The following is a 22,488-nucleotide window of genomic DNA, read 5'->3' as shown; positions in this document are numbered from 1 at the left end:
TGACCGCCCCGCCCCTGCCCTCCCTGCGCCTGGCCGAGCCCTACGAGGCCCTGCGCGACGCCTCCGACGCGGCGCTGGCCGCGAGCGGCCGCCGCCCCACGGTGTTCCTGGCCAATCTCGGGCCCGTGGCGGTCTTCAACGCCCGCTCCACCTTCGCCGCCAACGCCTTCGCGGCCGGCGGCCTCGAGGCCGTGAACCAGGAGGGCTTCACCGATCCGGCCGCCCTGGCGGAAGCGTTCCGCGCCTCGGGCGCCCGCATCGCCTGCCTGTGCTCCTCGGACGCGCTCTACGCCAGCCACGCGGTGGAGGCCGCCCGGGCCCTGAAGGCGGCCGGCGCCACCACCCTGTACCTCGCCGGCAAGGCGGGCGACCTCGCCGAGCCCCTGAAGGCGGCCGGAATCGACGGGTATCTCCATGCCGGCGGCGACGTTCTGGCGCTGCTGACGGGAGCGCTGGCGCACGCGACGAACGCCTAGGCGCGCAACCCAGGGGCGGCCACGCCCGTTCTCGGCCCAGTCGAGTCGAAACACGAACGGAATGCCATGCGACGCGCAGCCCTCGCGGTGACCACCCTCGCCCTCCTGACCGCCTCCGCCGGGGTCGCGGACGCCGCCAAGAAGAAGGTCCAGGTGCCCAACCGCTACGACGGCACCTGGAGCATCGAGGTGGTCACCCTCGACGGCCCCTGCGACCGGGCCTACCGCTACGGCGTGCAGATCCGGCGCGGCGAGGCGAGCTATGCCGGCGGCGAGTTCAACATCAACGGGCGGGTCTCGCAGAGCGGCGCGGTGCGGGCGGTGATCTCCCGGGGCAACGACGCCGCCGACGTGGTCGGCCGCCTCGCCCGCACGGGCACCGGCAACGGCACCTGGACCACCACCGGCCTGATCGCCTGCAGCGGGCGCTGGAACGCCGAGCGCCGGGGCTGACGCGCCGCCGGCCTGTGATGGGCGCGCCACAACGGCGCGCCGATCGTCGCCGGACGCAGGGGTGCCGGACTTCCGCCCTTCTCCGGACCGAATCCTTGGTGAATACTCGCGTCGAATCGGGATCGATTTCGCACGGGGCTTCCCACGATGAAGGCTTTGCTGTTCGGCGCGTTGGTGACGACCTTGGGATGGGCCGCCGCGGCGGAGGCGGCAGGGCGCAACCCGACCCATCCCCACGCCGTGATGACGCCCCTCGAACGGGCGGCGACGGACTGCTTCGCCGAGACCGTGATGGCGAACCCGGCCGCGATCCGGCACGCCCGCGCGGGCCGCTGGTACGAGGCCGCCGGCGTCACCGGCTTCCTGTGCCGGCCCGAGGTGGACGCGATGATCCAGGCGCATGACCGCCTCTTCGGTCGCGGCACCGGCACCCGCTACTTCGAGAAGGCCTATACCCGCCATCTCGGGCAGCAGCTCGCCGAGCGCCTGCAGCCGATGCTGGAGCGCAAGGCCGTGGCGAGCGCCGAGCCCCCGGCCGACAAGGCCGAGGCGCAGGACGCCGATAAGCCCGCCGAGTAAGACGTAGCCGCCGAGCGAGACATGCCCGCCGCGCGAGACAGGCCCGCCGAGCAGGACTTGCCCGCCGCGCGTATCCGGCCCTCCTGCCGCGGAGGAGGCCGGCCGCCGGACGGACGTCCCTGCCTCGGACGAGGCGATTCGCGCCGGATCACGCGATCGTGCGCGGTCTCGGCGCCGCGGGTGACATCCGTTAACCAGGCCTCCCCTATCGTGGGACGCGCGCGGACGACGCGGCGCCGGGAGAGACGCGGATGGTGAGCCCGGTGCGATGCGGGGGGAGCGCCTCGGCTCGAACGGGACACGATTCTTGAGCGCTTCCGGTGATCCCGCCGACCCGCTGCCGCTGTCGCGCGGCGGGCGCCTGGCCTCCGCCGCCCTCCGGCTGGCCGCGCAGGCGGTCGATGCCGCCGTCGAACAGCGCTGGCGGGACACCGCGACGATCCTGGCGCTCCGCGCCGAGCTGTCCGCGCAGGCCGCGCGGCTTCGGCGTCAGGCCGATGCGCTCGCCGCCGACACGCGGCTGTTCGAGGCGGCCTCGGCCGAGGCTCGGATCGGGCTCTGGCAGTGCGACCTGACGACCGGGGCCCTGCGCTGGAGCCCGGGCGTCTACGACCTCTTCGAGTTTCCGCGCGACGGCGTGCCGAGCCGCGCGGCCGCCCTCGCCTGCTACACCGCGGAGGCGCGCCGCCACCTCGACGCCGTCCGGGCGGAGGCGATCGCCCGGGGCTCGTCCTTCGCCCTCGATTCCGAGATCGTCGGGCGGCGCGGCGGCCGGCGCTGGATCCGGATCACCGCGTCGGTGGAGGCCCGGGACGGCGTGCCTGTCCGCCTGTTCGGCCTCAAGCAGGACATCACCGAGCAGACCCTGCTGGCGGAGCGCATGCGCCAGCGCGCGGATTTCGACGGCATGACCGGCCTCGCCAACCGGTCGGTCTTCGAGGGCCGGCTGGCGGAGCTGCCGGAGACCGGCGCCCTGGTGCTGGTCGACCTCGACGGCTTCAAGGCGATCAACGACACGCACGGACACGCCGTGGGCGATGCCTGCCTGCAGGAGGCGGCCCGGCGCCTGCGCGAGGTCTGCCACGGGGCCGACCTCGTGGCGCGGATCGGCGGCGACGAGTTCGCCGTCCTGCTCGGAGCGGGGACCGACGCGGCCCTGTGCGAAGGCCTCGGCCGGCGCATCGTGGCGGCCCTGCGCGAGCCCTTCCACCATCGCGGCCTCCACTTCCGGCTGGGCGCCTCCGTCGGCGTCGCCCGGGCGGGGGGCGCGGCGCCCGGGGACCTGTTCGGGCGGGCCGACACCGCCCTCTACGCCGCCAAGGCCGCCGGCCGCGGTACCCTGCGGATGGACCTGCCGCGCTGAGGCGGCGCCTGCCCTCAGGCCGGCAGGACGACGACCTTCGTCTTCACCGGCGTGCGGGCATAGAGGTGGATCATGTCCTGGCTCAGCAGGCCGACGCAGCCGCTGGTGATGCCCGAGCCGATCGTGTCGGGCTCGCTCGAGGCGTAGATCGTGTAGAGGGTGTAGGCGCCGTTCTGGTAGAGGTGCAGGGTGCGGGCGCCGAGGGGGTTGTCGAGGCCGCCGGGCATGCCGCGGGCGTATTTGGCCGCCTCGGGCTGGCGCTTGATCATCTCCTTGGGCGGGGTCCAGGTGGCCCATTCGGACTTGCGCCCGACATAGGCGTCGCCGCTCCAGCGGAACCCGTCGCGCCCGACATTGGCGCCGTAGCGGGTCGCGGTCCCGTCGCCCTCGACGCGGTAGACGTAGTAGTTCGCCGGATCGACGATGATCGTGCCGGCGGCCTCCTGGGTCGGATACGGCACCGTGCGGCGGAAGTATTTCGGATCGAGCTTGCTGATGTCGGTGGCCGGGATCGGGAACTTCTCCTCCGGCATCGGGCCGTAGATCCTGGCCGCCTCGGCGCGCAGCGCGCCGTCGGACGAGACGCAGCCGGCGAGGCCCCAGGCGGTAAGGCCGGCCCCCGTGCCGACCAGGAAGGACCGGCGGCTCAGGAGGCCGGCCTCAACGTCCCTCGTGTCCCTCGTCATCGCAGGCGTCCCGTCGTCCCGCCGCGCGACGGGCCGACCGATCGCCCCCGCGCGGCCCCTATGGCCAAGCTGACAGTGCCGGTCCCCGGTGCGCCTGGCAAGCCGGGCGCCGAGGGCGGACGTCACCCGCCAACAGGAGCCGGCCGATTGCGTCGCGGATATGGCCGGGCGGCCTCTGCCGGCGCCTCAGCCGGGCCCGGCCTGGGTGTCGGGGGCGGCGCGCTTGGCCCGGCGCAGGAAGGGCAGTCCCGTCGAGGGCTGGCCGCGGGTCGCCTCGTGCATCTTGGCGATCCGGATGAAGCGGCCATAGGCCAGCACGCTCGCCATCACGAAGCCGTCGAGGCCCGCGAGGAAGAAGCGCCGCAGGATGTAGAACTTCAGGAAGTTCAGGGGATACTCGAAGACCAGCCGCAGGCCGGTCTCGAAGCGCGAGCCGATGGGCTGCGTGTCGGCGGCGAGCTGCCCCACATAGTTCGACTTGGCGATGGCGTGGTTCCAGTCGCGGAAGGTGTGGTGCCAGACCACGGACCGGAGCGTCACCGGCTTCTCGTCCGTGGTGATCGCGAGCTTGTCCCAGTTCGGGTTGTCGGTGGTCCGCGCCACGCGCCGGTCGTAGAGGTAGATGTTCTCGGTGCAGAAGGCCCAGGGCGAGGGCCGGGCGTGGTGGGGCAGCACCATCGCCTTGCGGACGATCATCAGCGCCGGGACCCTGGGCGCCCGGAAGATCGCCCGGATCTCGCGCACGATCTCCGGCGTCAGGATCTCGTCGGCATCGACGCTGAAGACGTGGTCGTGCCGGCAGAGGTCCTCGCCGAAGCGCCGCTGCGGCCCGAATCCCGGCCAGGGATTGACCACCACCCGCGCCCCGAGGGACTCGGCGATGGCCACGGTGGCGTCCGTGGAGCCCGCGTCGATGACGAGGATCTCGCAGCGCAACGGCAGCGCCGAGCGGATCGCCGCCTCGATGCGGTCCGCCTCGTTCAGCGTCCGGATCAGGACGGTGAGCGGGATGGGCGCGGTCTGGTCCGGATTCCGGTCCACGGTCGGGCGGCCCGGCTCAATCGTCCATCTTCAGGGCGGCGATGAAGGCCTCCTGCGGGATCTCGACCTTGCCGAACTGGCGCATCTTCTTCTTGCCCTCCTTCTGCTTGTCGAGGAGCTTGCGCTTGCGCGAGATGTCGCCGCCGTAGCACTTGGCGGTCACGTCCTTGGACAGGGCCTTGATGGTCTCGCGGGCGATGATCTTGCCGCCCAGCGCCGCCTGGACCGGGATCTGGAACAGGTGGCGGGGGATCAGGTCCTTCAGCTTCTCGCACATGGCCCGGCCGCGATGCTCGGCGCGGGTGCGGTGGACCAGCATCGAGAGGGCGTCCACCGGCTCGGCGTTCACGAGGATCGACATCTTGACGAGGTCGCCCTCGCGGTAGTCCGAGATGTGGTAGTCGAACGAGGCGTAGCCCTTCGAGATCGACTTCAGGCGGTCGTAGAAGTCGAACACCACCTCGTTCAGCGGCAGGTCGTAGACCACCATGGCGCGCTTGCCCACGTAGTTCAGGTCGACCTGCGTGCCGCGCCGGTCCTGGCACAGCTTGAGCACGCCGCCGAGATACTCGTCGGGGGTGAGGATGGTGGCGCGGATCCAGGGCTCCTCGATGGCGGTGATCTTCATCACGTCCGGCATGTCGGCCGGGTTGTGCAGCTCCTTGATCGACCCGTCCGTCATCTGCAGGCGGTAGACCACGGAGGGCGCCGTGGAGATCAGGTCGAGGTTGAACTCGCGCTCCAGGCGCTCCTGGATGATCTCGAGGTGGAGCAGCCCGAGGAAGCCGCAGCGGAAGCCGAAGCCGAGCGCCGCGGAGGTCTCCATTTCGTAGGAGAACGAGGCGTCGTTGAGCCGGAGCTTGCTCATGGCGCTGCGCAGGGTCTCGAATTCGGCCGCGTCCACCGGGAAGAGCCCGCAGAACACCACCGACTGCACGTCCTTGAAGCCCGGCAGCATCTCCTTGCAGGGGCGCTTGTCCTCCGTGAGCGTGTCGCCGACGCGGGTGTCGGCCACCTCCTTGATCGAGCCGGTGAAGAAGCCGACCTCGCCGGGCCCGAGTTCGCCGATATCGGCCATCTTCGGCCGGAACACGCCGATCTTGTCGACGCCGTGCACGGCATCGGCCCGCATCATGCGGATGTTCATGCCCTTCTTGAGCACGCCGTCGACGATGCGCACCAGCACGACGACGCCGAGATAGACGTCGTACCAGCTGTCGACGAGGAGCGCCTTCAGGGGCGCGTCGCGGTCGCCCTTGGGCGGCGGCAGGCGCGTCACGATGGCCTCCAGCACCGCCTCGATGTTGAGCCCGCTTTTCGCCGAGATCGCCACCGCCTCGGAGGCGTCGATGCCGATCACCTCCTCGATCTGGGCGCGGATGCGCTCGGGCTCGGCCGCCGGCAGGTCGATCTTGTTGAGGACGGGGACGATCTCGTGGTTGGCGTCGAGCGCCTGGTAGACGTTGGCGAGCGTCTGCGCCTCGACGCCCTGGGAGGCGTCGACCACCAGCAGCGAGCCCTCGCAGGCGGCGAGCGAGCGCGACACCTCGTAGGCGAAATCGACGTGGCCGGGCGTGTCCATCAGGTTGAGGACGTAGTCCTTGCCGTCCTCGGCCCTGTATTCGAGCCGCACCGTCTGCGCCTTGATGGTGATGCCGCGCTCCTTCTCGATGTCCATCGAGTCGAGCATCTGCTCGCTCATGTCGCGCAGGGCCACCGTGCCGGTGGTCTGAATCAGCCGGTCGGCGAGCGTCGACTTGCCGTGGTCGATATGCGCGACGATGGAGAAGTTGCGGATGTTGTCGATGGGGGTCGTTGTCATCGAGGATGCGATCTCCGGCGCGCGCGGCCCGCCGTCTGGCAGACGAACCCGGCGCACGGTCTCATGGGTGAGGGAAACTGATCGCCCGCAGATAGCAGCGCCCGCCCCTCGCGCCAAGCGCGGGGCGGGAAGGGCGACGGCGCCGGTCCGGGGCCCGGGAACCCGTGAGGCCTCGCGTCAGGATCTCGCGTCAGGATTCGGGGGCATCCCCCGCCCGCGCCTGCGCGGCCATCGTCACCAGTACCTTGCGCAGGGCGCCCATCTCCCGGACCGGCTCGGGGTAGAGCACCCGCGCGGTCCGGTCGCCGGTGAGGAGGTCCAGGCCCTCCGGGTCGAGGCCGGTGAGGCGCCAGGGGCCCGGCTCGGCCCCGGCCGCCACCGCGTAGAGCGCCAGCGCGTCGGCGTGGTCGGCGTTCATGTGCTCGACGGCGCCGGCCTCGCCGGCCACCAGCCCCTCGGCGCCCGCGAGATCGAGGCGCAGCTCGTCGGCGGTGAGCACGGCGGCCTTGGCGAAGCCCCCGTTGAGATGCCCGGCCGCGGGTGTGAGGGCGAAGAAGCCGAAATCGGGGAAGTCGGCGTAGAGCTTGGATTTCGGGTGGCGGGCGACGAAGCGGGCGCGGGCCCGCGGCTCGGCCGTCTGGGTCACCCGCCCCGTCACGGTCAGGCGCGGATGGGCGAGCGGGTCGCCCTTGCCGCCGGCGCTGAACAGCAGCGAGGCGCGCGGGTCGGCCAGCAGGTTGCGGGTGTGCGCCGAGAGGCGCGAGAGCAGCATCAGGGGCGTGCCGTCGACATCCGTGGCGAGGGTCACCAGGGAGGCGAAGGGCGTGCCGTCCTCCGGGTCCAGGGTGGCGAGGGCCCCCGAGCGGATCGTGCGCAGGAGGTGGCGGGCCAGCCCGATCGCGTCGAACGGCGCCTCCGCCGCCGGCAGCGGCACCGCCGGCCCGCGCCGCTCGCCCCCCGTCTTGGTCTCGCCCTCGGCCATGGATCACCCCTCGATTCGACGCCCGCGAACCGGCGCTCAGGCCGCGTTCAGCCGGGCGATCATAGCCAGGGTTTCGGGCTCCGCACGAGGGCGCCGGACTGCGGCCCGTTGGCATCAGTCAAGCCGCAAACGAACAAACGACCGAGGTCGCTCGCTTTTTCAGCACATAGCCTTTACACAGCCTGACTCTCCGCGCGAACGCGGCCCGCCTCCCCGGCACGGTCGCCACCGCGTTTTTGCCGATCCCTGCCCGCCGTCCGCGACGGGGGACGGGGTGGGATGCGGAGGGGCTGGCGCCATCAGACGTCCGCCGAGCCGCATCCGAGCAACAGGACACGCGCATGCCGACCATCGCCCTCGTGGACGACGACCGAAACATCCTCACCTCCGTCTCGATCGCCCTCGAGACCGAAGGCTACCGCATCCAGACCTACACCGACGGCGCCTCGGCGCTGGACGGCCTGAAGCATTCCCCGCCGGACCTCGCGATCTTCGACATCAAGATGCCGCGCATGGACGGGATGGAGCTTCTCAGGCGTCTGCGGCAGAAATCCGACCTTCCGGTGATCTTCCTGACCTCGAAGGACGAGGAGATCGACGAATTGTTCGGCCTCAAGATGGGCGCCGACGACTTCATCCATAAGCCGTTCTCGCAGCGCCTGCTGGTCGAGCGCGTGAAGGCCGTGCTCCGGCGCTTCGCCCCCAAGGACGGCCCGGGTGCGGCCGCCCGCGAGGCCGATGCCGCCGCCCGCTCCCTGGAGCGCGGGCTCCTGATGATGGACCCCGAGCGCCACACCTGCACCTGGAAGGGCGAGCCCGTGACCCTGACGGTGACGGAGTTCCTGATCCTGCAGGCCCTGGCGCACCGGCCCGGCGTCGTGAAGAGCCGCAACGCCCTGATGGATGCGGCCTACGACGACCAGGTCTACGTCGACGACCGGACCATCGACAGCCACATCAAGCGCCTGCGCAAGAAGTTCAAGGTGACCGACACGAGCTTCGACATGATCGAGACGCTCTACGGCGTCGGCTACCGCTTCAAGGAGAGCTGAGGCCCGCCCCTCAGGCGCCCCCTCCCCGCAACGCCGTTTCCTCACCACCGGACGCCCGTGGCCACCACAGACCAAGCCGAAATCCCGTCGCGCGGCATGCTGGGCTGGCCGCGCCAGATCTGGAACGGGATCGGTCAGCGGGCCTCGTCGAGCCTGACGCGGCGCATCGTCGTGCTCAACCTCGTCGGGCTCATCGCCCTGCTGTTCGGCTTCCTCTACCTGAACCAGTTCCGCCAGGGGCTGATCCAGGCCCGGGTGCAGAGCCTGCTGATCCAGGGCGAGATCATCGCCGGGGCCATCGCCTCCTCGGCCTCGGTCGAGACCGACGCGATCCGGATCGACCCGGACAAGCTGCTCCAGCTCCAGGCCGGCGAGGCCGAGGAGCCCTCCTCCCCCCTCACTTTCTCCCTGAACCCCGAGCGCGTCGCCCCGCTGCTGCGCCGGCTGATCACCCCCACCGGCAACCGCGCCCGGGTCTACGACCAGGAGGGCGGCCTCCTGTTCGACACCCGCACCCTCTCGGCCCGGGGCGAGATGAGCCGCAGCGACCCCGACGTGCGGCCGCGCAAGCGCACCTGGCTGGAGAAGGCCTGGGAGACCGTCCAGGCGCAGTTCGGGGCGAGGCCCGGCGGCGACGGCGCCGCCCCCGGCGTCACCGAGGATGTCGGCCCGGCCAGCGGCCACGGCCTCAAGGAGGTGCAGGTGGCCCTCGGGGGCGCCCGCGGCACGATCGTCCGGCGCAACCCGGCCGGCGAGACCATCGTCTCCGTGGCGGTGCCGATCCAGCGCGCCAATTCCGTGCGCGGCGCCCTGATGCTGTCGACGCAAGGGGGCGACATCGACCGCGTGATCGCCTCGGAGCGCTTCGGCCTGCTCCAGGTCTTCCTGATCGCGGCCGCCGTGATGCTCGTCCTCTCGATCCTGCTCGCGGGCGCCATCGCCGGGCCGGTGCGGCGCCTCGCGGACGCAGCCGAGAAGGTGCGGCTGGGCATCAAGTCCCGCGAGGAGATCCCCGACTTCACCGCGCGCACGGACGAGATCGGCCACCTCTCGGGGGCCCTGCGCGACATGACCCAGGCGCTCTACCGGCGGATCGACGCCATCGAGAGCTTCGCGGCCGATGTCAGCCACGAGCTGAAGAACCCGCTGACCTCCCTGCGCAGCGCCGTCGAGACCCTGCCGCTGGCCAAATCCGACGATTCGCGCGGGCGCCTGCTGGCCATCATCCAGCACGACGTGAAGCGCCTCGACCGGCTGATCTCGGACATCTCCGACGCCTCGCGCCTCGATGCCGAGCTCGCCCGGGCCGAGGCCCGCCGGGTCGACATGCGCAAGCTGATGACCACCGTGGTCTCGGTGGCCAACGAGCGCCGGCGCCCGAAGGACGCCCCGATCCAGTTCGACGTGGACGCGCCCGCCGGCGAGATGGACGCGCCCTTCACGATCTTCGGGCACGACAGCCGGCTGGGCCAGGTGGTCAACAACCTCCTCGACAACGCCCGCTCGTTCTCGCCCCCCGACGCCAAGGTCCGGGTGGCCCTGCGGCGCGTGCGCGGCGACGTCGAGCTCATCGTCGAGGACGAGGGCCCCGGCATCCCCGAGCACGCCCTGGAGCGGATCTTCGAGCGCTTCTACACCGACCGCCCGGAGCAGGGCTTCGGCCAGAATTCGGGCCTCGGCCTCTCGATCTCGCGCCAGATCGTCCAGGCCCATCGCGGCACCATCCGGGCCGAGAACCGCCCCGGGCCGGCGGACGAGGACGGCGAGCCGACGGTGCGCGGCGCCCGCTTCATCGTGCGCCTGCCGGCGGCGACCCGCTGAGCCGGGGACCGGCCGCGCCATGGGCGATCCCGCGAGCCGCACCGATTCGGTGCACGCCACCTGCATCGCGCTGGGCGAGGCGGGGCTCCTGATTCGCGGCCCCTCGGGCGCCGGCAAGTCGACCCTGGCGCTCCTCCTCCTCGACCGGGCCTCGCTGATGGGCCGGCCCGCGAGCCTCGTGGCCGACGACCGGGTCCGGCTCGGCCGCGTGGACGGCACCCTGATCGCCCAGGCCAACCCGGATCTGGGCGACCGGATCGAGGTGCGCGGCCTCGGCCTGCTCGCAGTCGTCGAATTCCTGCCGGCGGTGCCGGTCCGCCTCGTGGTCGACCTCGTGGCCGACGCACCGCGCCTGCCGGACGGACCCCTCGCCCGCACGGCCCTGCTCGGGCTCGACCTGCCGGCCCTGCGCCTCGACGCGGCCCTGCTGCGCTCCGGGCTCGCGCCCCGCCTCGTGCTCGACGCCCTGGCGGAGTGCCACGGCGTGGCGTCCGGGACGCACCGCCCGGTCTTGCGCCTGCCGCCACTGCCGAGACCGTAGCGCGGGGGCCACCACCGTGGCATGATCATGACGTTCGAGCACACAAAACGCCGCATTCACCTTGCGCTCGACCTTGCGCTGCACAAAATGGCGGCTCCGCTCACAAGGCGTTGGAACCCGCGTCGATGATTGGAATGGTGCTCGTCACCCACGGCCTGTTGGCGACCGAGTTCAAGGCTGCCCTTGAACACGTCGTCGGGCCGCAGAAGCAGATCGAGACCATCACCATCGGTCCCGAGGACGATATGGAGCTGCGCCGGCTCGACATCATGAACGCGGTCAGCCGCGTGAATACGGGCAAGGGCGTCGTCGTGCTCACGGACATGTTCGGCGGCACGCCCTCGAACCTCGCCCTCTCCTGCATGAACGGCGGCGAGGTCGAGGTCGTCGCCGGCATCAACCTGCCGATGCTGATCAAGCTCGCCAGCGTGCGCGATGCCGAGCCCCTCGGCGACGCCGTCCTGCACGCCCAGGAAGCGGGCCGGAAATACATCAACGTCGCCTCGCGCGTGCTGGCCGGCAAATAGGCTTTCTTCCCCCGCCTCCACGGCTTACAGGCACTCTCGGGCCGCGCGCGTGAGCGGCGGACCCGCCGATGCGGCGCGCAGCGCCAGCGAGGGGACGGCCAACGCCCATGAGCTACGACGACGACGAGACCGAGGACAGCCTGCCGCCGGTGCCCGAGGGCGGCCTGATCCAGGTGCTTCCGATCATCAACCGGCGCGGCCTGCACGCCCGGGCCTCGGCCAAGTTCGTTCAGACCGTCGAGCGCTTCGATGCCGCCGTCACCGTGACCCGGTCCGGCGAGACCGTGGGCGGGCGCTCGATCATGGGACTGCTCACCCTCGGCGCCGCGCAGGGCACCTCGATCGCGGTGGTCGCCTCGGGCGACGATGCCGAGGCCTGCATGACGGCGATCACCGACCTCCTCGCCAACAAGTTCGGCGAGGACGAGTAGCGCGGCCCCCGCGCCCTCAGGCGGAGCGCCCGATCCGCTCCAGCGCGGCCTCGCCGGCGACCTGACGCCAGGTGACGGCCTGCGCCCCGTGCCCGAGGATGATCGCGGCGGCGACGATCGCGCCCTCCCGCCGCGTCAGCGCCACGGTGACCTGCCGGCGCTGCGCGAAGAGCCGCGTCACCACCCGCACCAGGGCCGCCTCCGACGGATCGCCGATGATGGGCGCGGCCGAGACCGCGGCGTCGAGGAGCAGGAATTCCTCCACCGCGTCGCGGACCCGGCCGGGTTCGCCGATCCGCTCCACCCGGGACGGCGCCGGGCCCGGCCGCACGCCGACGAGGTTCTGGGCCGGAATGCCGGCGCGGCGCGTCACCGCCCGGAGCGGCGCCGCGGCCGCCCGCGCGGCCGGCTCGGCCGGTGCCTCCAGCACCAGCACGGCACGGGGGCGCAGGGCGCGCAGGCGCTCGGCCACGGCCGCGCGCACGGGCTCGACGGCGCCGGGCGCGATCGTGGGCGCCAGCGCGGTGCCGTAGGGCTGCCACAGGCCGATCCGCTCCTGGCCCCAGAGGGTGTGCGGCAGAGCGAGCGGCAGGACGGCCGCGAGCCGGTCGGGGCCGGCGCCGGTCGCCCAGGCCAGGGCGAAGACGAGGTCGCGCCCGCCCGCCTGATGCTGGGCCGCCGAGAGCAGGTAGTCGGGATCGGAGAGCACCGGGTCCGCCACCCCGGCGCGCACGAGGAGCGCGCGCCAGGCCGCGATCTCGCCCTCGCTCACCGCCGCCGCCCGGCGCAGGTCGACGCGCCAGGCGGCGGCCTCGGAGATCGGGCGAGAGAGCGGGCAAGGGACAAGGGATGCGACCGGGGAGGCGGGCAGGTCCGCGGTGCGCAGAGCCTCGGCCGCCGGGAGGTCCGTCGCCGGAGCCCGTGCCGCCGCGCCGCCCTCGATCACCGTGAAGCGCTGTCTCATGTCTCGATCCGATCCCGCCGGCGTCCCATTCCGGGACAAGGGAGCGCCCGCAGGCGCCTGTCGGTCCTCGGATTTCAAGATCGGGGCCGCCCGTTTCCGGACGCCAGCGCGGCTCAGCCGCCCGGGATGGCAAGGGGATTGTCCGTGAGCGCCGCCGCGTCAGGCCCGTCGACGCGCGGCCGTCCCAGGAAGGCGTCCCAGAGCCGGGCGACGAAGGCCGGGTCGAGGTCGCGCAGGATCAGCACGAGGCGCGAGCGGTGGTCGGCATCCGGCCAGGCGTCGAGATGCACGGGCGCGTGGATGACGTGCTGGACCCCGTGCACCACCAGCGGCCGGTCCGGCGCCTCGGCCAGGGCGACGAGTCCCTTCAGGCGCAGCAGGTTCGGGCCGTGGGCGGAGCGCAGCAGATCGAGGAACATCTCGAAGGTGGCGCGGGGCACGGGCGCGTCGCTCGTCAGGCTGAAGGCCCGGATCGAGGCGTCGTGCCGGTTCACGTCGTGATGGTGGTGGCCGTGGTGGTGCGCATGGTGGTGATCGTGATGGGCCTCGCGCTCGGCCTCTTCGCCGAGCCAAGCGCGCACGTCGGCGCTCTTGCCCTCCAGGCCGAACAGGCCGCCGAGGAGATCGGCGGGGGCGACAGCGGCCTCGCGCAAGGGCGCGGCGGGGTTCAGGGCCCGCAGGCGCGCCGCCAGGGCGCGGCCGTCATCCTCGGCCAGATCCCGCTTCGTGACCACGATCTGGTCGGCCACCGCCACCTGGCGCACGGCCTCCGCATGGGCGTCGAGGGTGGCGGCGCCGTTGACCGCGTCGACCACGGTGACCACGCCCTGGAGCCGATACCGGATCACCAGATAGGGGTGGTAGATCAGCGCGTGCAGGATCGGGGCGGGGTCGGCGAGGCCCGTGGTCTCGATCACCACCCGGCGGAAGGGCTGGATGCGGCCGTTGTCGCGCTTGCGCAGCAGGTCCTCCAGGGTGGCGATCAGGTCGCCCCGCACGGTGCAGCACAGGCAGCCGGCCCCGAGCAGGACCATGTCCTCGTCGATCCGCTCGATCAGGAGGTGGTCCAGGCCGATCTCGCCGAACTCGTTGACGATGACCACGGTGTCGGCGAGCGCCGGATCGCGCAGCATCCGGTTCAGCAGCGTCGTCTTGCCGGCCCCGAGGAAGCCGGTGAGGACGGTGAGCGGGATCGGCTCGGGCGCGCGGGGATCAGGCTTGGACAGGTCGGTCATCCCCCTGACCTAGCCCTCCGGGCGGCGGCGCTCAATCCTCGCAGGTGTTATAATGTTACAGAACACACGTGTGTGGGGTTGGCGTCGGTGGGGAGGTACGTCGGGCTGAGCAGGGCTGCCTCGCGGAGCGCCCGGTGTACCGCACACCGTCATTCCGGGGCGCCGCAGGCGAGCCCGGAATCCAGAACCGCCGACGGTGGATCGTCCTGCACTCTCGGCGTGTCTGGATTCCGGGCTCCGCTGCGCGGCCCCGGAATGACGGTGTGCTGAATGAAGGGGACGGTCTGGAAACCGTCCTACTCGTCCGCCTGGGCCTTGCTGGCCGCTTTGGTCGCCTTCGCGGCGGCCCCGGCGGGCTTGTGCTCGGCCTTCGGGGCGGTCTTCGCCGCCGGCTTCTTGACGGCGCCGACCTTGAGCTTCGGGGCGCCCTCCATCACGGGGGTCGATTCGGCGGGGGCGTAGGCGCTGGCCGTGGCCGGAACGCCGGCCTTGCCGCGGGCGAGGGCCTTCTTCGGCTCGGGCTTGCCCGTCGCCTTGGCGGCGGCCTTCGGGGCGGGGGCAACCGCCTTGGCCTGCCGGGCGGCCTCGCGCTTGGCCGCGACCGCCTCGAGCTTGGCCTTGCGCGCCTCGGCGATCTTGGCGGCCTTCTCCGCTTTCTCGGCCTCTTCCTGCTCGTTAAGGGCGATGGCGCCCTCGGCCGGATCGCGGCCGATCCAGACCAGGATCGGCTGCAGCGGCGCGCGCGGCGGCAGGGCGCGGCTGCGCAGGGCGGCGCTGTTCATGGTGGCGAAGGCCAGCGCCGCGGAGGGCGGGGCGGCGGCGGCCATCAGCTGCGCGTTGGCGTTGTCGGCGCTGGCGCCGGCGGCCCCGGCGCTCGCCGTGATGGCGCCCTGGCCCTCGTCCACCGGCATCGGCTTCTTGCGGTCGCAGATGTAGGGCCGCATGTCCGGCGGCTCCGAGAGGCCGGAGGCCGGCAGGGCGTCCAGGGTCTGCGCCCCCCAGCCGGGGGACTGGCTGAAGCCGTAATCGAACAGGTCGGAGGCCTTGAGGTCGCGCTCGCGGGCGCTGGGCTGGCCCATCACCACGGTGAGGATGCGGCGCCCGTTCCGGGTCGCGGTGGCCACGACGTTGAAGCCGCCCGAGCAGATGAAGCCGGTCTTCATGCCGTCGGCGCCGGCGTAGCGGCCGAGCAGCCCGTTGTGGTTGGCCATCACCGAGCGGCCGAACTGGATCGCGCTGATCGAGAACAGGCCGCGGCTCTCGGGGAAGTCGCGGATCAGGGCGCGGCCGAGGACCGCCATGTCGCGGGCCGAGGTCCATTGCCGGGCATCGGGCAGGCCGTTCGGGTTGGTCCAGCGGCTCTCGCGCATGCCGATGCGCTGCGCGGTCTCGTTCATCATCTGGGCGAAGCCCTCGACGGAGCCGCCGAGATTCTCGCCGATCGCCCAGGCCACGTCGTTGGCCGACTTGACCATGATGATCTTCAGGGCGTTGTCGAGGGTGAGCTTGGTGCCCGGGCGGAAGCCCATCTTCGAGGGCGGCTCGGCGGCGGCCGCCGGCGAGATGGTGATCAGCGAATCGAGGGAGAGCTTGCCCTGCCGCACGAGGTCCAGGGCGACGTAGGTGGTCATCAGCTTGGTGATGGAGGCCGGGAACCACGGATCGGTGGCCGCCTGCCCGTAGATCACCTTGCCGGAATCGACATCGACCACGAGGATCGGTGCGGTGGCGGCGCTCGCCGAGCCCGCGCCGAGCAGGCCCGCCGCCACCGCGAGACCGACGACCAGGCGCCTCAACAATCCGTTCGACATCAGGCCTGTCTCAAGAAGGAACGCCCCGGCCCGATCGATGATCGCCCCTGGCGGGAAGCCGGTCAACGGCCAAGCTCGCATGCCATTCCTCCGGAAGCGGCGGCAAGCGCGTCTCGCCGGATCGTGACACGGTCTCCACAAAGCCGCGCTCCGTGGCAGGAGCATGGCAGAGTTCTTCGCGGATGCGAGAAGCGGGGCGATTTCATGGTATACCCCGCCCGCCCGCAGGGGTGACCGCCGCCCCGGCCCCGTGGTGCCGGCGGTCCGGACCCCCTATGTGCGCAGGGGCCGCCCCGCGGCACGATCGTTTCGAGGAGACACGATCGTCTGGAGAAGAACTGCACCCGCCCGGACGGTTCGCCGGGGCGGGCGCCGAGGACGTGATGGCTTACGCGGTCAAGGAACTGTTCCACACCCTGCAGGGCGAGGGCGCGCAGGCGGGCCGGGCGGCGGTGTTCTGCCGGTTTTCCGGCTGCAATCTCTGGTCCGGCCGCGAGGAGGACCGCGCCGACGCGGCCTGCCGGTTCTGCGACACCGATTTCGTCGGGATGGACGGCGAGGGCGGCGGGCGCTTCGCCAGGGCGCAGGACCTGGCCGACGCCATCGCGAAGACCTGGGCCGGCGGGCCGCGCCACCGCTACGTCGTCTTCACCGGCGGCGAGCCGCTGCTCCAGCTCGACGACGCCCTGATCGCGGCCGTCCACGCAGCCGGCTTCGAGATCGCGGTGGAGACCAACGGCACCCTGGCGGCCCCGGCCGGGATCGACTGGATCTGCGTCAGCCCGAAGGCCGGCAACCCGATCGTCCAGCGCAGCGGCCACGAATTGAAGCTCGTCTTCCCGCAGGCCGAGACCGCCCCGGAGGCCTTCGCCGATCTCGACTTCCGCCACCACTGGCTCCAGCCCATGGACGGGCCGGACCGGCTCGCCCACACGGCCGCGGCGGTGGAGTATTGCCGGCGCGACGCGCGCTGGCGCCTCTCGCTCCAGACGCACAAGATCATCGGGATTCCATGATCGGGGCGCGCGCAGATGGGGATCGGGCAACGCCAGCGGTCGGGCCGATCGCGGCCGTGTCTCTCCTCTGGAAGGCGAGGCGTCTTTATCTGGTGGCCCGACGTCATTCCGGGGCGCCGCCGGCGAGCCCGGCCCCGCAGGGGCGCGCCGGAGGCGTGCAATCCGGAGCCGCCGACGGTGCAAGTCCTCGCATCAGCGGCGTTTCTGGATCCCGGGCTCCGCTGCGCGGCCCCGGGATGACTCGGTGCTGCACGTGGATTTCCGCGACCCGATCGGCCCATGGGATCGCCCTGCTGATAGACGTCGGAGGGGCGATGCGCGCCAGCTTTCCTCCGCTCATCCGCCCGCCGTCCTCCATAACCGCACATCGCGACCGAGCGTCCCAGCCGCGTCGCGTCCACCCCATCCTTGCCCGGCCGTGCCACTAGGTTGACCGTCATGAAGATCACCCAAGCCTTCACCTTCGAGGCGGCCCACCGCCTGCCGAACGTGCCCGAGACCCATCGCTGCCACCGGATGCACGGGCATTCCTACCGGGTCGAGCTCACCCTCTCGGGCGCCGTCGACCCGGCCACCGGCTGGGTGGTGGATTTCTTCGACGTGGAGCACGCCTTCGCGCCGGTGCTGGCCCGCCTCGACCATTACTGCCTCAACGAGATCGAGGGGCTGGAGAACCCCACCGCCGAGCACATCGCCGCCTGGATCTGGGAGCGCACCAAGGCGGCACTGCCGGCCCTGTCCTCGGTGAAGGTCTACGAGACGCCGATGTCCTGGGCGGAGTACGAGGGCGAGGCGCTGCGATGAGGGACCCGGCGATGAGCGGCGGCGGCGCCCTGGTCCTGTTCTCAGGCGGGCAGGATTCCACCACCTGCCTCGCCTGGGCGCTGGAGCGCTTCGAGCGGGTCGAGACGCTGGGCTTCGACTACGGCCAGCGCCACCGGATCGAGCTCGACTGCCGGGACACCCTGCGCCGGGGCCTCGCGGCCCTGAAACCCCAATGGGCGGCGCGGCTCGGAGAGGACCACACCCTGGCCCTCGACGCGCTCGGCCAGGTCTCCGACACGGCGCTCACCCGCGACACCGCCATCGCCTTCGCGGCGGGGGGCCTACCCAACACCTTCGTGCCGGGCCGCAACCTCCTGTTCCTGACCTTCGCGGCGGCTTTGGCCTATCGCCGGTCCCTGACCCACCTCGTCGGCGGCATGTGCGAGACCGATTATTCCGGGTATCCGGATTGCCGGGACGACACCATCAAGGCCCTGCAGGTGGCGCTCAACCTCGGGATGGACCGCCGCTTCGTGCTGCACACGCCGCTGATGTGGATCGACAAGGCCGAGACCTGGCGGCTGGCCGAAGACCTCGGCGGCCGGGCCCTGGTCGACCTCGTCGTCGAGGACAGCCACACCTGCTACCTCGGCACCCGCGGCGAACGCCATGCCTGGGGCCACGGCTGCGGCCAATGCCCGGCCTGCGACCTGCGCGCCAAGGGCTATGCCCGGTTCGTGGCCGAGGCCGTGGCGACCCCGGTCGCCTGAGCCGCCGGCCAGCGGCCCGCGATCCGGTCGAGGAGGACGTGCGGCACCGTCAGGGCCGAGAGCATCCGCAGGGTCAGGCACAGCAGGGTGGCGGCGGAATCGTCCGTGCCGGCCGCGTAGAGCGGCCAGAGGGCCGCGCCGAGCAGGAGCGTCAGCCCGAACACCGGCAGCGACGCGCGCACGGCCTTGGCCATGGTGTCGATGCCGGGCGCCCGGACCGGGTCGCGCACCAGGGCGCGCATGTGCCGGGGGGCGTGCAGGCCGACGAAGTACAGGGTGAAGGCGGTCAGCGGCGGCAGCAGCCAGAAGGCCACGGCCAGGGCGGCCATCTCGATCGGCACGGCCCCCGGGCGTCGGCGCGCGGGCAGCCAGACGGCGGCGAGCGCGAGCCAGAGCCAGGCGGCGGCGATCCACCAGCCGGGAAGCTCGGGCATCGGCACCCGCGTGACGGCCGCGAACAGTCCGGCGGTCTCCTCCGGCCGCAGCAGGGCCGGCAGGGCGACCGGCAGGCCGCCGCGCACCAGGGCCTCGAGCGGCCGGCCCGGGCCGGCATCCTCCGCGCCGAAATGCAGGACCGACAGGGCGAGGAAGCCCGCCAGGGTCGCGAGCGGGGCGACCTGCCAGGCGAGCAGCACCAGGGCGGACAGGCCGAGATAGGGCAGCGCGAAGACGCCGAACCAGGCCCGCCCGCAGCGCGGGCGCAGCAGGGGCGCGGCGACGGCGCCGTCCAGGGCGCCGTGGGGCACGCCGAGCCCGATCACCACCGCGAGGGCGACGAGCCAGGAGGCCTCGCGCGGCAGGGCCGCGGAGGCCGCCAGGGCGAGGGCCAGGGCGGCGCCCGCCAGAGGCAGGCGCCACGCCGGCGCGCGACGTCGGCGGCTCGCCCGCGCAGGGACCGCGAGATCCGGAAGGGACGCGCGAGCCGCCATCCGGGTCAGGCCGCCCGGCGCAGCGGCGTCGGCGTACCCCTGCCCTCGGCGAGGTCGCGGTCGACGGCCCGCGTGGTCTCCAGGGTCGCCATCACGCCATAGACCACCTTCGCGGTCAGATCGAGGATTGCCACCACGGCCAGGGCCGCGGCCGGGGACAGGATGCCGAGGCCGTCCTGCCCGACCAGGAGCACCACCGGATAGGCGCACCAGACCACCGAGAGGAACACGGCGTTGCGCAGGAAGGCGGCGCGCACGTCGGCCCGCTCCGCGGCGTTCTCCTCGCGCAGCTGCACGAAGATCCCGTAGAACACGGCCAGGAACGCGCCGCAGGAGATGGCGAACCAGGTCCACTTGATCCAGGCGACCGTCGACAGGCCGAAGGCCAGGGCGGTGACGATCATGATCAGGTCGGACCCGACGAGGCCCCAGACGACGGCCGGCCGGCGCAGGCCCGAATGCATCGCCGTGCGGGCGAGGCCGACGAGTAGCAGCGGCGTGGTGAAGGTCCAGTCGAGGTAGCGGGCGAAGTAGAACTGCCGCGCGGCGTCGGCCGCATCGGGGCCGGCGGGCAGGACGATGCTCCCCTGCCCCGTGGCCATGGCGAAGTAGGAGCAGGCGGCGATGATCGGCACGATCCCGTGGATGATGCCATCCGCCTCCTCGGCGGCCGTCCGCCGCTTGCCGAGGAACAGGATCGCGGCGGCCCCCGCCGCCATGCCGGCGAAGCCGAGCCAGAGCCAGAATTGAGGCGTCATCGTTATCTCGTGATCAGGGATGAAAGGCATGCCTCGAACGTGGCGGCACGCCGGGCCAATCCGCTGCACCGCGGAATGTTTCGAGGACCGTCGGTCACAGTCGGGTGAGACCGCCCCGCCCCGTCGAGCCTGGGGCGGAGACAAGGATTCGCGCGGCGGTTGCAGGCACGGCCGGCCCCACAGTGGACGGGTCGGGTCCGGTGTTGCGGCGGCATCGCCGCACGGTAATGAAGCGCAGACCCCACCGCAAAATCGCAATAAAACCGAAGTTTTCGTTTTAATCCCGCCTCACGCGAAGTTTATAACTATCCCTTAGACTGGATTTTCTGTTGCCTTCAGAGCACGGAAACTCGCGAAATCGGTCAATCGGCTCGGAAATCGACAGTCTCGCCGCGGTCGGATCTAGGCAACGCGGGCGATGGAGCGGCATGTCGAGCGTCGTCCCGAACGCTCCGAACCCGAAGGCCACCCCGATGCTCAAGACGCTGCTCCTCGCCGGCGCTGCCGCCGCGCTGCTCACCGGCGCCGCCACGGCCGCCGACCTGCCGCGCCGCCAGGCTCCCCCGCCGGTCTTCACGCCGATTCCGGTCTTCACCTGGACCGGCGCCTATTTCGGCATCAATGCCGGCTACGCCTTTTCCGACGACCAGACCATCCGCACGGTCGGCAACAATGGCCCCGGCGCCGCAGCGGTCGTCGCGCCCTTCAACACCAACACCGTGGGCAACGTGGCGACCCTTCGCCGGACCCCGGCGATCCGCTCGGAGCAGGAGGGCTTCACGGGCGGCGGTCAGGTCGGGTACAACTTCCAGCTGACGCCCGGCTCGGGCATCGTGATCGGCCTGGAGGCGGATGCGGCCTACACCGATTTGTCCCGCACCCGCTCTTACCTGAGCGCCCTCAACGATCCCTCGACCTTCCGTCAGAGCCTCGACTTCCTCGGTACCGTCCGGGGCCGTGTCGGTTATGCCTTCGACCGTTTCCTGGTCTACGGAACAGGCGGCTTCGCCTACGGCAGCGTGAGCTACGACGCTCAATTCTTCGGCAACGCGGCCGCCCGTCCGTTGGCCTATGCCGGGACCTTCAGCGGCATCGAGACCGGCTACACCTACGGTGGTGGCATCGAATACGCCCTCCCGACCGACAGCTTCTTCAACTTCTTCAAGTCGAGCGCCGTGACGATGAAGGTCGAGTACCTCCATTACGACCTCGGCTCGCGCAACGTGCTGGTCAACTTCACGGGCGCAGCGCCCGTCAACGGCTCCTACACCAGCCGCTTTACGACGGAAGGCAACATCGTCCGCGCCGGCCTGAACTACAAGTTCGGCAGCTACTAGGCCCCGGTCGGCCGGCGCCCCCGGGCGCCGGCTCCGCCACCTCCCAGATCGCCCCCCCGCCCGAGGCTGATGCCGTGATGAGACCGAACCTCCTGATCCTCGGCTGCGCCGCCGGCCTCGCCTGGGGCACGCCCGCGAAGGCCGAGCCCGAAACCCAGGCGATCGTGGACGCGCTGTTCAAGGCCGGCGGCAACCAGCCGAACGTGCGGGGAAGCGGCGCCAAGGGCGTCTGCGTCAAGGGCCACTTCACGCCCTCGGTCGAAGCGCAAGGCCTGTCCAAGGCGCCCCATTTCAAGGATGCCCCCGAGAAGCCCCTGCCGGTGACGGCCCGCTTCTCCATGGGCGGCAGCAACCCGAAGGTCTCCGACAAGGCCAAGCCGGTGACGCGCGGTTTCTCCATGCGGATCAACCACCCGACCGGCGACATGGTGTTCGTCTTCATCTCGGCCCCGGTCTTCGGCACCAGGACCCCGCAGCAGCTGCTCGATTTCGCCACCGTGCGGGCACCGGGACCGGACGGGAAGCCCGATGCCGAGAAGATCAAGGCATTCGGCGCGGCCAACCCCGAGACGACCCGGCAGGCCGCCTGGCTCAACGCGCGCCCGGTGCCGGCGAGCTATGCTGGCGTCGATTACTGGGGCGTCCACGCCTACACGCTCACCGATGCCAAGGGACAAGCCACGGTGGCCAAGCTGAAGACGGTGGCGACGGCGGGCCAGCTCGGCCTCACGGACGACGAGGCCAAGGCCAAGCCCGACGCCTTCTACGCCGATGAGCTGAAGGAGCGGCTGGCGCAGGGACCGGCCACGTTCGACCTCGTGGCGATCCTCGGCGAGGCCGGCGACCCGACCCACGATCCCACCGTCCTCTGGCCGGAGGAGAACCGGAAGTCGGTGAAGCTCGGCACCCTGGCGATCGCCGCCCTCGAGCCGGCCGCGACCTGCGACGCGGCCACCTTCGACCCGGTCGCCGACCTTCCCGAGGGCGTCGCCGGACCGGCCGACGACCCGATGTTCGCCATCCGCTCGCCGGCCTACGCGATCTCGCTCTCGCGCCGCGCGAACTGAACGCCGGCGAACCGAAGCAAGGGGCCGGGCCGCGAAGGCGGACCGGCCGGCCCCGGGGGGGG

The 22,488-nt window shown here is 71.8% G+C and carries 22 protein-coding genes and 1 pseudogene; 14 read left to right on the top strand and 9 right to left on the bottom strand.

The window, feature by feature from the left end:
- The 4 genes and pseudogenes from AC3WLN_RS19180 to AC3WLN_RS19165 form a co-directional block, all read left to right on the top strand.
- Positions 1-476 (top strand): annotated as a pseudogene (locus AC3WLN_RS19180) (methylmalonyl-CoA mutase); the annotation flags it as partial.
- A gap of 66 nt (positions 477-542) precedes the next feature.
- Entirely contained in the window at positions 543-929 is a 387-nt protein-coding gene (locus AC3WLN_RS19175) for a hypothetical protein (protein WP_492483917.1), read from the top strand.
- 147 nt (positions 930-1,076) lie between these two features.
- Positions 1,077-1,508, top strand: a complete 432-nt coding sequence (locus tag AC3WLN_RS19170) for a hypothetical protein (RefSeq protein ID WP_492483915.1) — start codon at positions 1,077-1,079, stop codon at positions 1,506-1,508.
- 307 nt (positions 1,509-1,815) lie between these two features.
- Positions 1,816-2,871: a diguanylate cyclase domain-containing protein gene (locus AC3WLN_RS19165; RefSeq protein WP_492483913.1), complete on the top strand. Its 1,056-nt coding sequence runs from the start codon at positions 1,816-1,818 to the stop codon at positions 2,869-2,871.
- A 14-nt stretch (positions 2,872-2,885) separates the two neighbouring features.
- Here AC3WLN_RS19165 and AC3WLN_RS19160 read toward each other — a convergent pair whose 3' ends face one another.
- From AC3WLN_RS19160 to AC3WLN_RS19145, 4 genes are all read right to left on the bottom strand, one after another.
- Complete coding sequence (locus AC3WLN_RS19160) at positions 2,886-3,557, bottom strand: L,D-transpeptidase (RefSeq protein ID WP_492483911.1); 672 nt, start codon at positions 3,555-3,557, stop codon at positions 2,886-2,888.
- A gap of 186 nt (positions 3,558-3,743) precedes the next feature.
- Positions 3,744-4,598: a glycosyltransferase family 2 protein gene (locus tag AC3WLN_RS19155; RefSeq protein ID WP_492483909.1), complete on the bottom strand. Its 855-nt coding sequence runs from the start codon at positions 4,596-4,598 to the stop codon at positions 3,744-3,746.
- A 16-nt stretch (positions 4,599-4,614) separates the two neighbouring features.
- Entirely contained in the window at positions 4,615-6,420 is a 1,806-nt protein-coding gene (lepA, locus tag AC3WLN_RS19150; protein ID WP_492483907.1) for a translation elongation factor 4, read from the bottom strand.
- Positions 6,421-6,610: 190 nt separating this feature from the next.
- Positions 6,611-7,402, bottom strand: coding sequence for a HugZ family pyridoxamine 5'-phosphate oxidase (locus AC3WLN_RS19145; protein ID WP_492483905.1), 792 nt, complete (start codon positions 7,400-7,402; stop codon positions 6,611-6,613).
- A 341-nt stretch (positions 7,403-7,743) separates the two neighbouring features.
- Here AC3WLN_RS19145 and AC3WLN_RS19140 point away from each other — a divergent pair, with 341 nt between their 5' ends.
- From AC3WLN_RS19140 to AC3WLN_RS19120, 5 genes are all read left to right on the top strand, one after another.
- Positions 7,744-8,454 (top strand): response regulator transcription factor, encoded by a 711-nt coding sequence (locus AC3WLN_RS19140; protein WP_055947774.1) that lies wholly within the window; start codon positions 7,744-7,746, stop codon positions 8,452-8,454.
- A gap of 96 nt (positions 8,455-8,550) precedes the next feature.
- On the top strand, positions 8,551-10,275 hold the full coding sequence (locus AC3WLN_RS19135; protein ID WP_492483921.1) for a stimulus-sensing domain-containing protein: 1,725 nt from the start codon (positions 8,551-8,553) through the stop codon (positions 10,273-10,275).
- Positions 10,276-10,294: 19 nt separating this feature from the next.
- Entirely contained in the window at positions 10,295-10,816 is a 522-nt protein-coding gene (locus AC3WLN_RS19130) for an HPr kinase/phosphorylase (protein ID WP_492483903.1), read from the top strand.
- Between the two features lie 125 nt (positions 10,817-10,941).
- Positions 10,942-11,343, top strand: coding sequence for a PTS sugar transporter subunit IIA (locus tag AC3WLN_RS19125; protein ID WP_492483901.1), 402 nt, complete (start codon positions 10,942-10,944; stop codon positions 11,341-11,343).
- 107 nt (positions 11,344-11,450) lie between these two features.
- Positions 11,451-11,774, top strand: coding sequence for an HPr family phosphocarrier protein (locus tag AC3WLN_RS19120; protein ID WP_463770941.1), 324 nt, complete (start codon positions 11,451-11,453; stop codon positions 11,772-11,774).
- Between the two features lie 16 nt (positions 11,775-11,790).
- Here the strand turns inward: AC3WLN_RS19120 and AC3WLN_RS19115 are convergent, their stop codons facing one another.
- The 3 genes from AC3WLN_RS19115 to AC3WLN_RS19105 form a co-directional block, all read right to left on the bottom strand.
- A complete protein-coding gene (locus AC3WLN_RS19115; protein ID WP_492483899.1) occupies positions 11,791-12,738 on the bottom strand; it encodes a hypothetical protein in 948 nt (315 codons plus the stop codon).
- 113 nt (positions 12,739-12,851) lie between these two features.
- On the bottom strand, positions 12,852-13,973 hold the full coding sequence (locus AC3WLN_RS19110) for a CobW family GTP-binding protein (RefSeq protein ID WP_492483897.1): 1,122 nt from the start codon (positions 13,971-13,973) through the stop codon (positions 12,852-12,854).
- A 296-nt stretch (positions 13,974-14,269) separates the two neighbouring features.
- A complete protein-coding gene (locus AC3WLN_RS19105; protein WP_492483895.1) occupies positions 14,270-15,784 on the bottom strand; it encodes a D-alanyl-D-alanine carboxypeptidase family protein in 1,515 nt (504 codons plus the stop codon).
- A 383-nt stretch (positions 15,785-16,167) separates the two neighbouring features.
- On the opposite strand from AC3WLN_RS19105, the gene queE reads away from it, so the two are divergent.
- From queE to queC, 3 genes are all read left to right on the top strand, one after another.
- The gene (gene queE / locus AC3WLN_RS19100; RefSeq protein ID WP_492483893.1) at positions 16,168-16,800 is read left to right on the top strand and encodes a 7-carboxy-7-deazaguanine synthase; all 633 of its coding nucleotides are present in this window, start codon (positions 16,168-16,170) and stop codon (positions 16,798-16,800) included.
- 438 nt (positions 16,801-17,238) lie between these two features.
- Positions 17,239-17,604: a 6-carboxytetrahydropterin synthase QueD gene (gene queD / locus AC3WLN_RS19095; RefSeq protein ID WP_056466423.1), complete on the top strand. Its 366-nt coding sequence runs from the start codon at positions 17,239-17,241 to the stop codon at positions 17,602-17,604.
- Between the two features lie 11 nt (positions 17,605-17,615).
- Entirely contained in the window at positions 17,616-18,335 is a 720-nt protein-coding gene (gene queC / locus AC3WLN_RS19090; protein ID WP_492483890.1) for a 7-cyano-7-deazaguanine synthase QueC, read from the top strand.
- Here queC and AC3WLN_RS19085 read toward each other — a convergent pair.
- Both AC3WLN_RS19085 and AC3WLN_RS19080 read right to left on the bottom strand, forming a co-directional pair.
- Positions 18,290-19,264 (bottom strand): Brp/Blh family beta-carotene 15,15'-dioxygenase, encoded by a 975-nt coding sequence (locus AC3WLN_RS19085; protein ID WP_492483888.1) that lies wholly within the window; start codon positions 19,262-19,264, stop codon positions 18,290-18,292. The genes queC and AC3WLN_RS19085 overlap by 46 nt on opposite strands.
- Before the next feature lie 5 nt (positions 19,265-19,269).
- On the bottom strand, positions 19,270-20,022 hold the full coding sequence (locus tag AC3WLN_RS19080) for a bacteriorhodopsin (RefSeq protein ID WP_492483886.1): 753 nt from the start codon (positions 20,020-20,022) through the stop codon (positions 19,270-19,272).
- A 473-nt stretch (positions 20,023-20,495) separates the two neighbouring features.
- Between AC3WLN_RS19080 and AC3WLN_RS19075 the strand changes: the two genes are divergently transcribed.
- On the top strand, positions 20,496-21,359 hold the full coding sequence (locus AC3WLN_RS19075; protein ID WP_492483919.1) for an outer membrane protein: 864 nt from the start codon (positions 20,496-20,498) through the stop codon (positions 21,357-21,359).
- A 77-nt stretch (positions 21,360-21,436) separates the two neighbouring features.
- The gene (locus AC3WLN_RS19070; protein WP_492483884.1) at positions 21,437-22,426 is read left to right on the top strand and encodes a catalase family peroxidase; all 990 of its coding nucleotides are present in this window, start codon (positions 21,437-21,439) and stop codon (positions 22,424-22,426) included.
- Positions 22,427-22,488: the final 62 nt, after the last annotated feature.

This window comes from Methylobacterium sp. FW306-05-D (genome assembly GCF_058782155.1).
The sequence above is the reverse complement of the archived record's forward strand: the minus strand, read 5'-3'. Positions and strand labels throughout refer to the sequence as shown.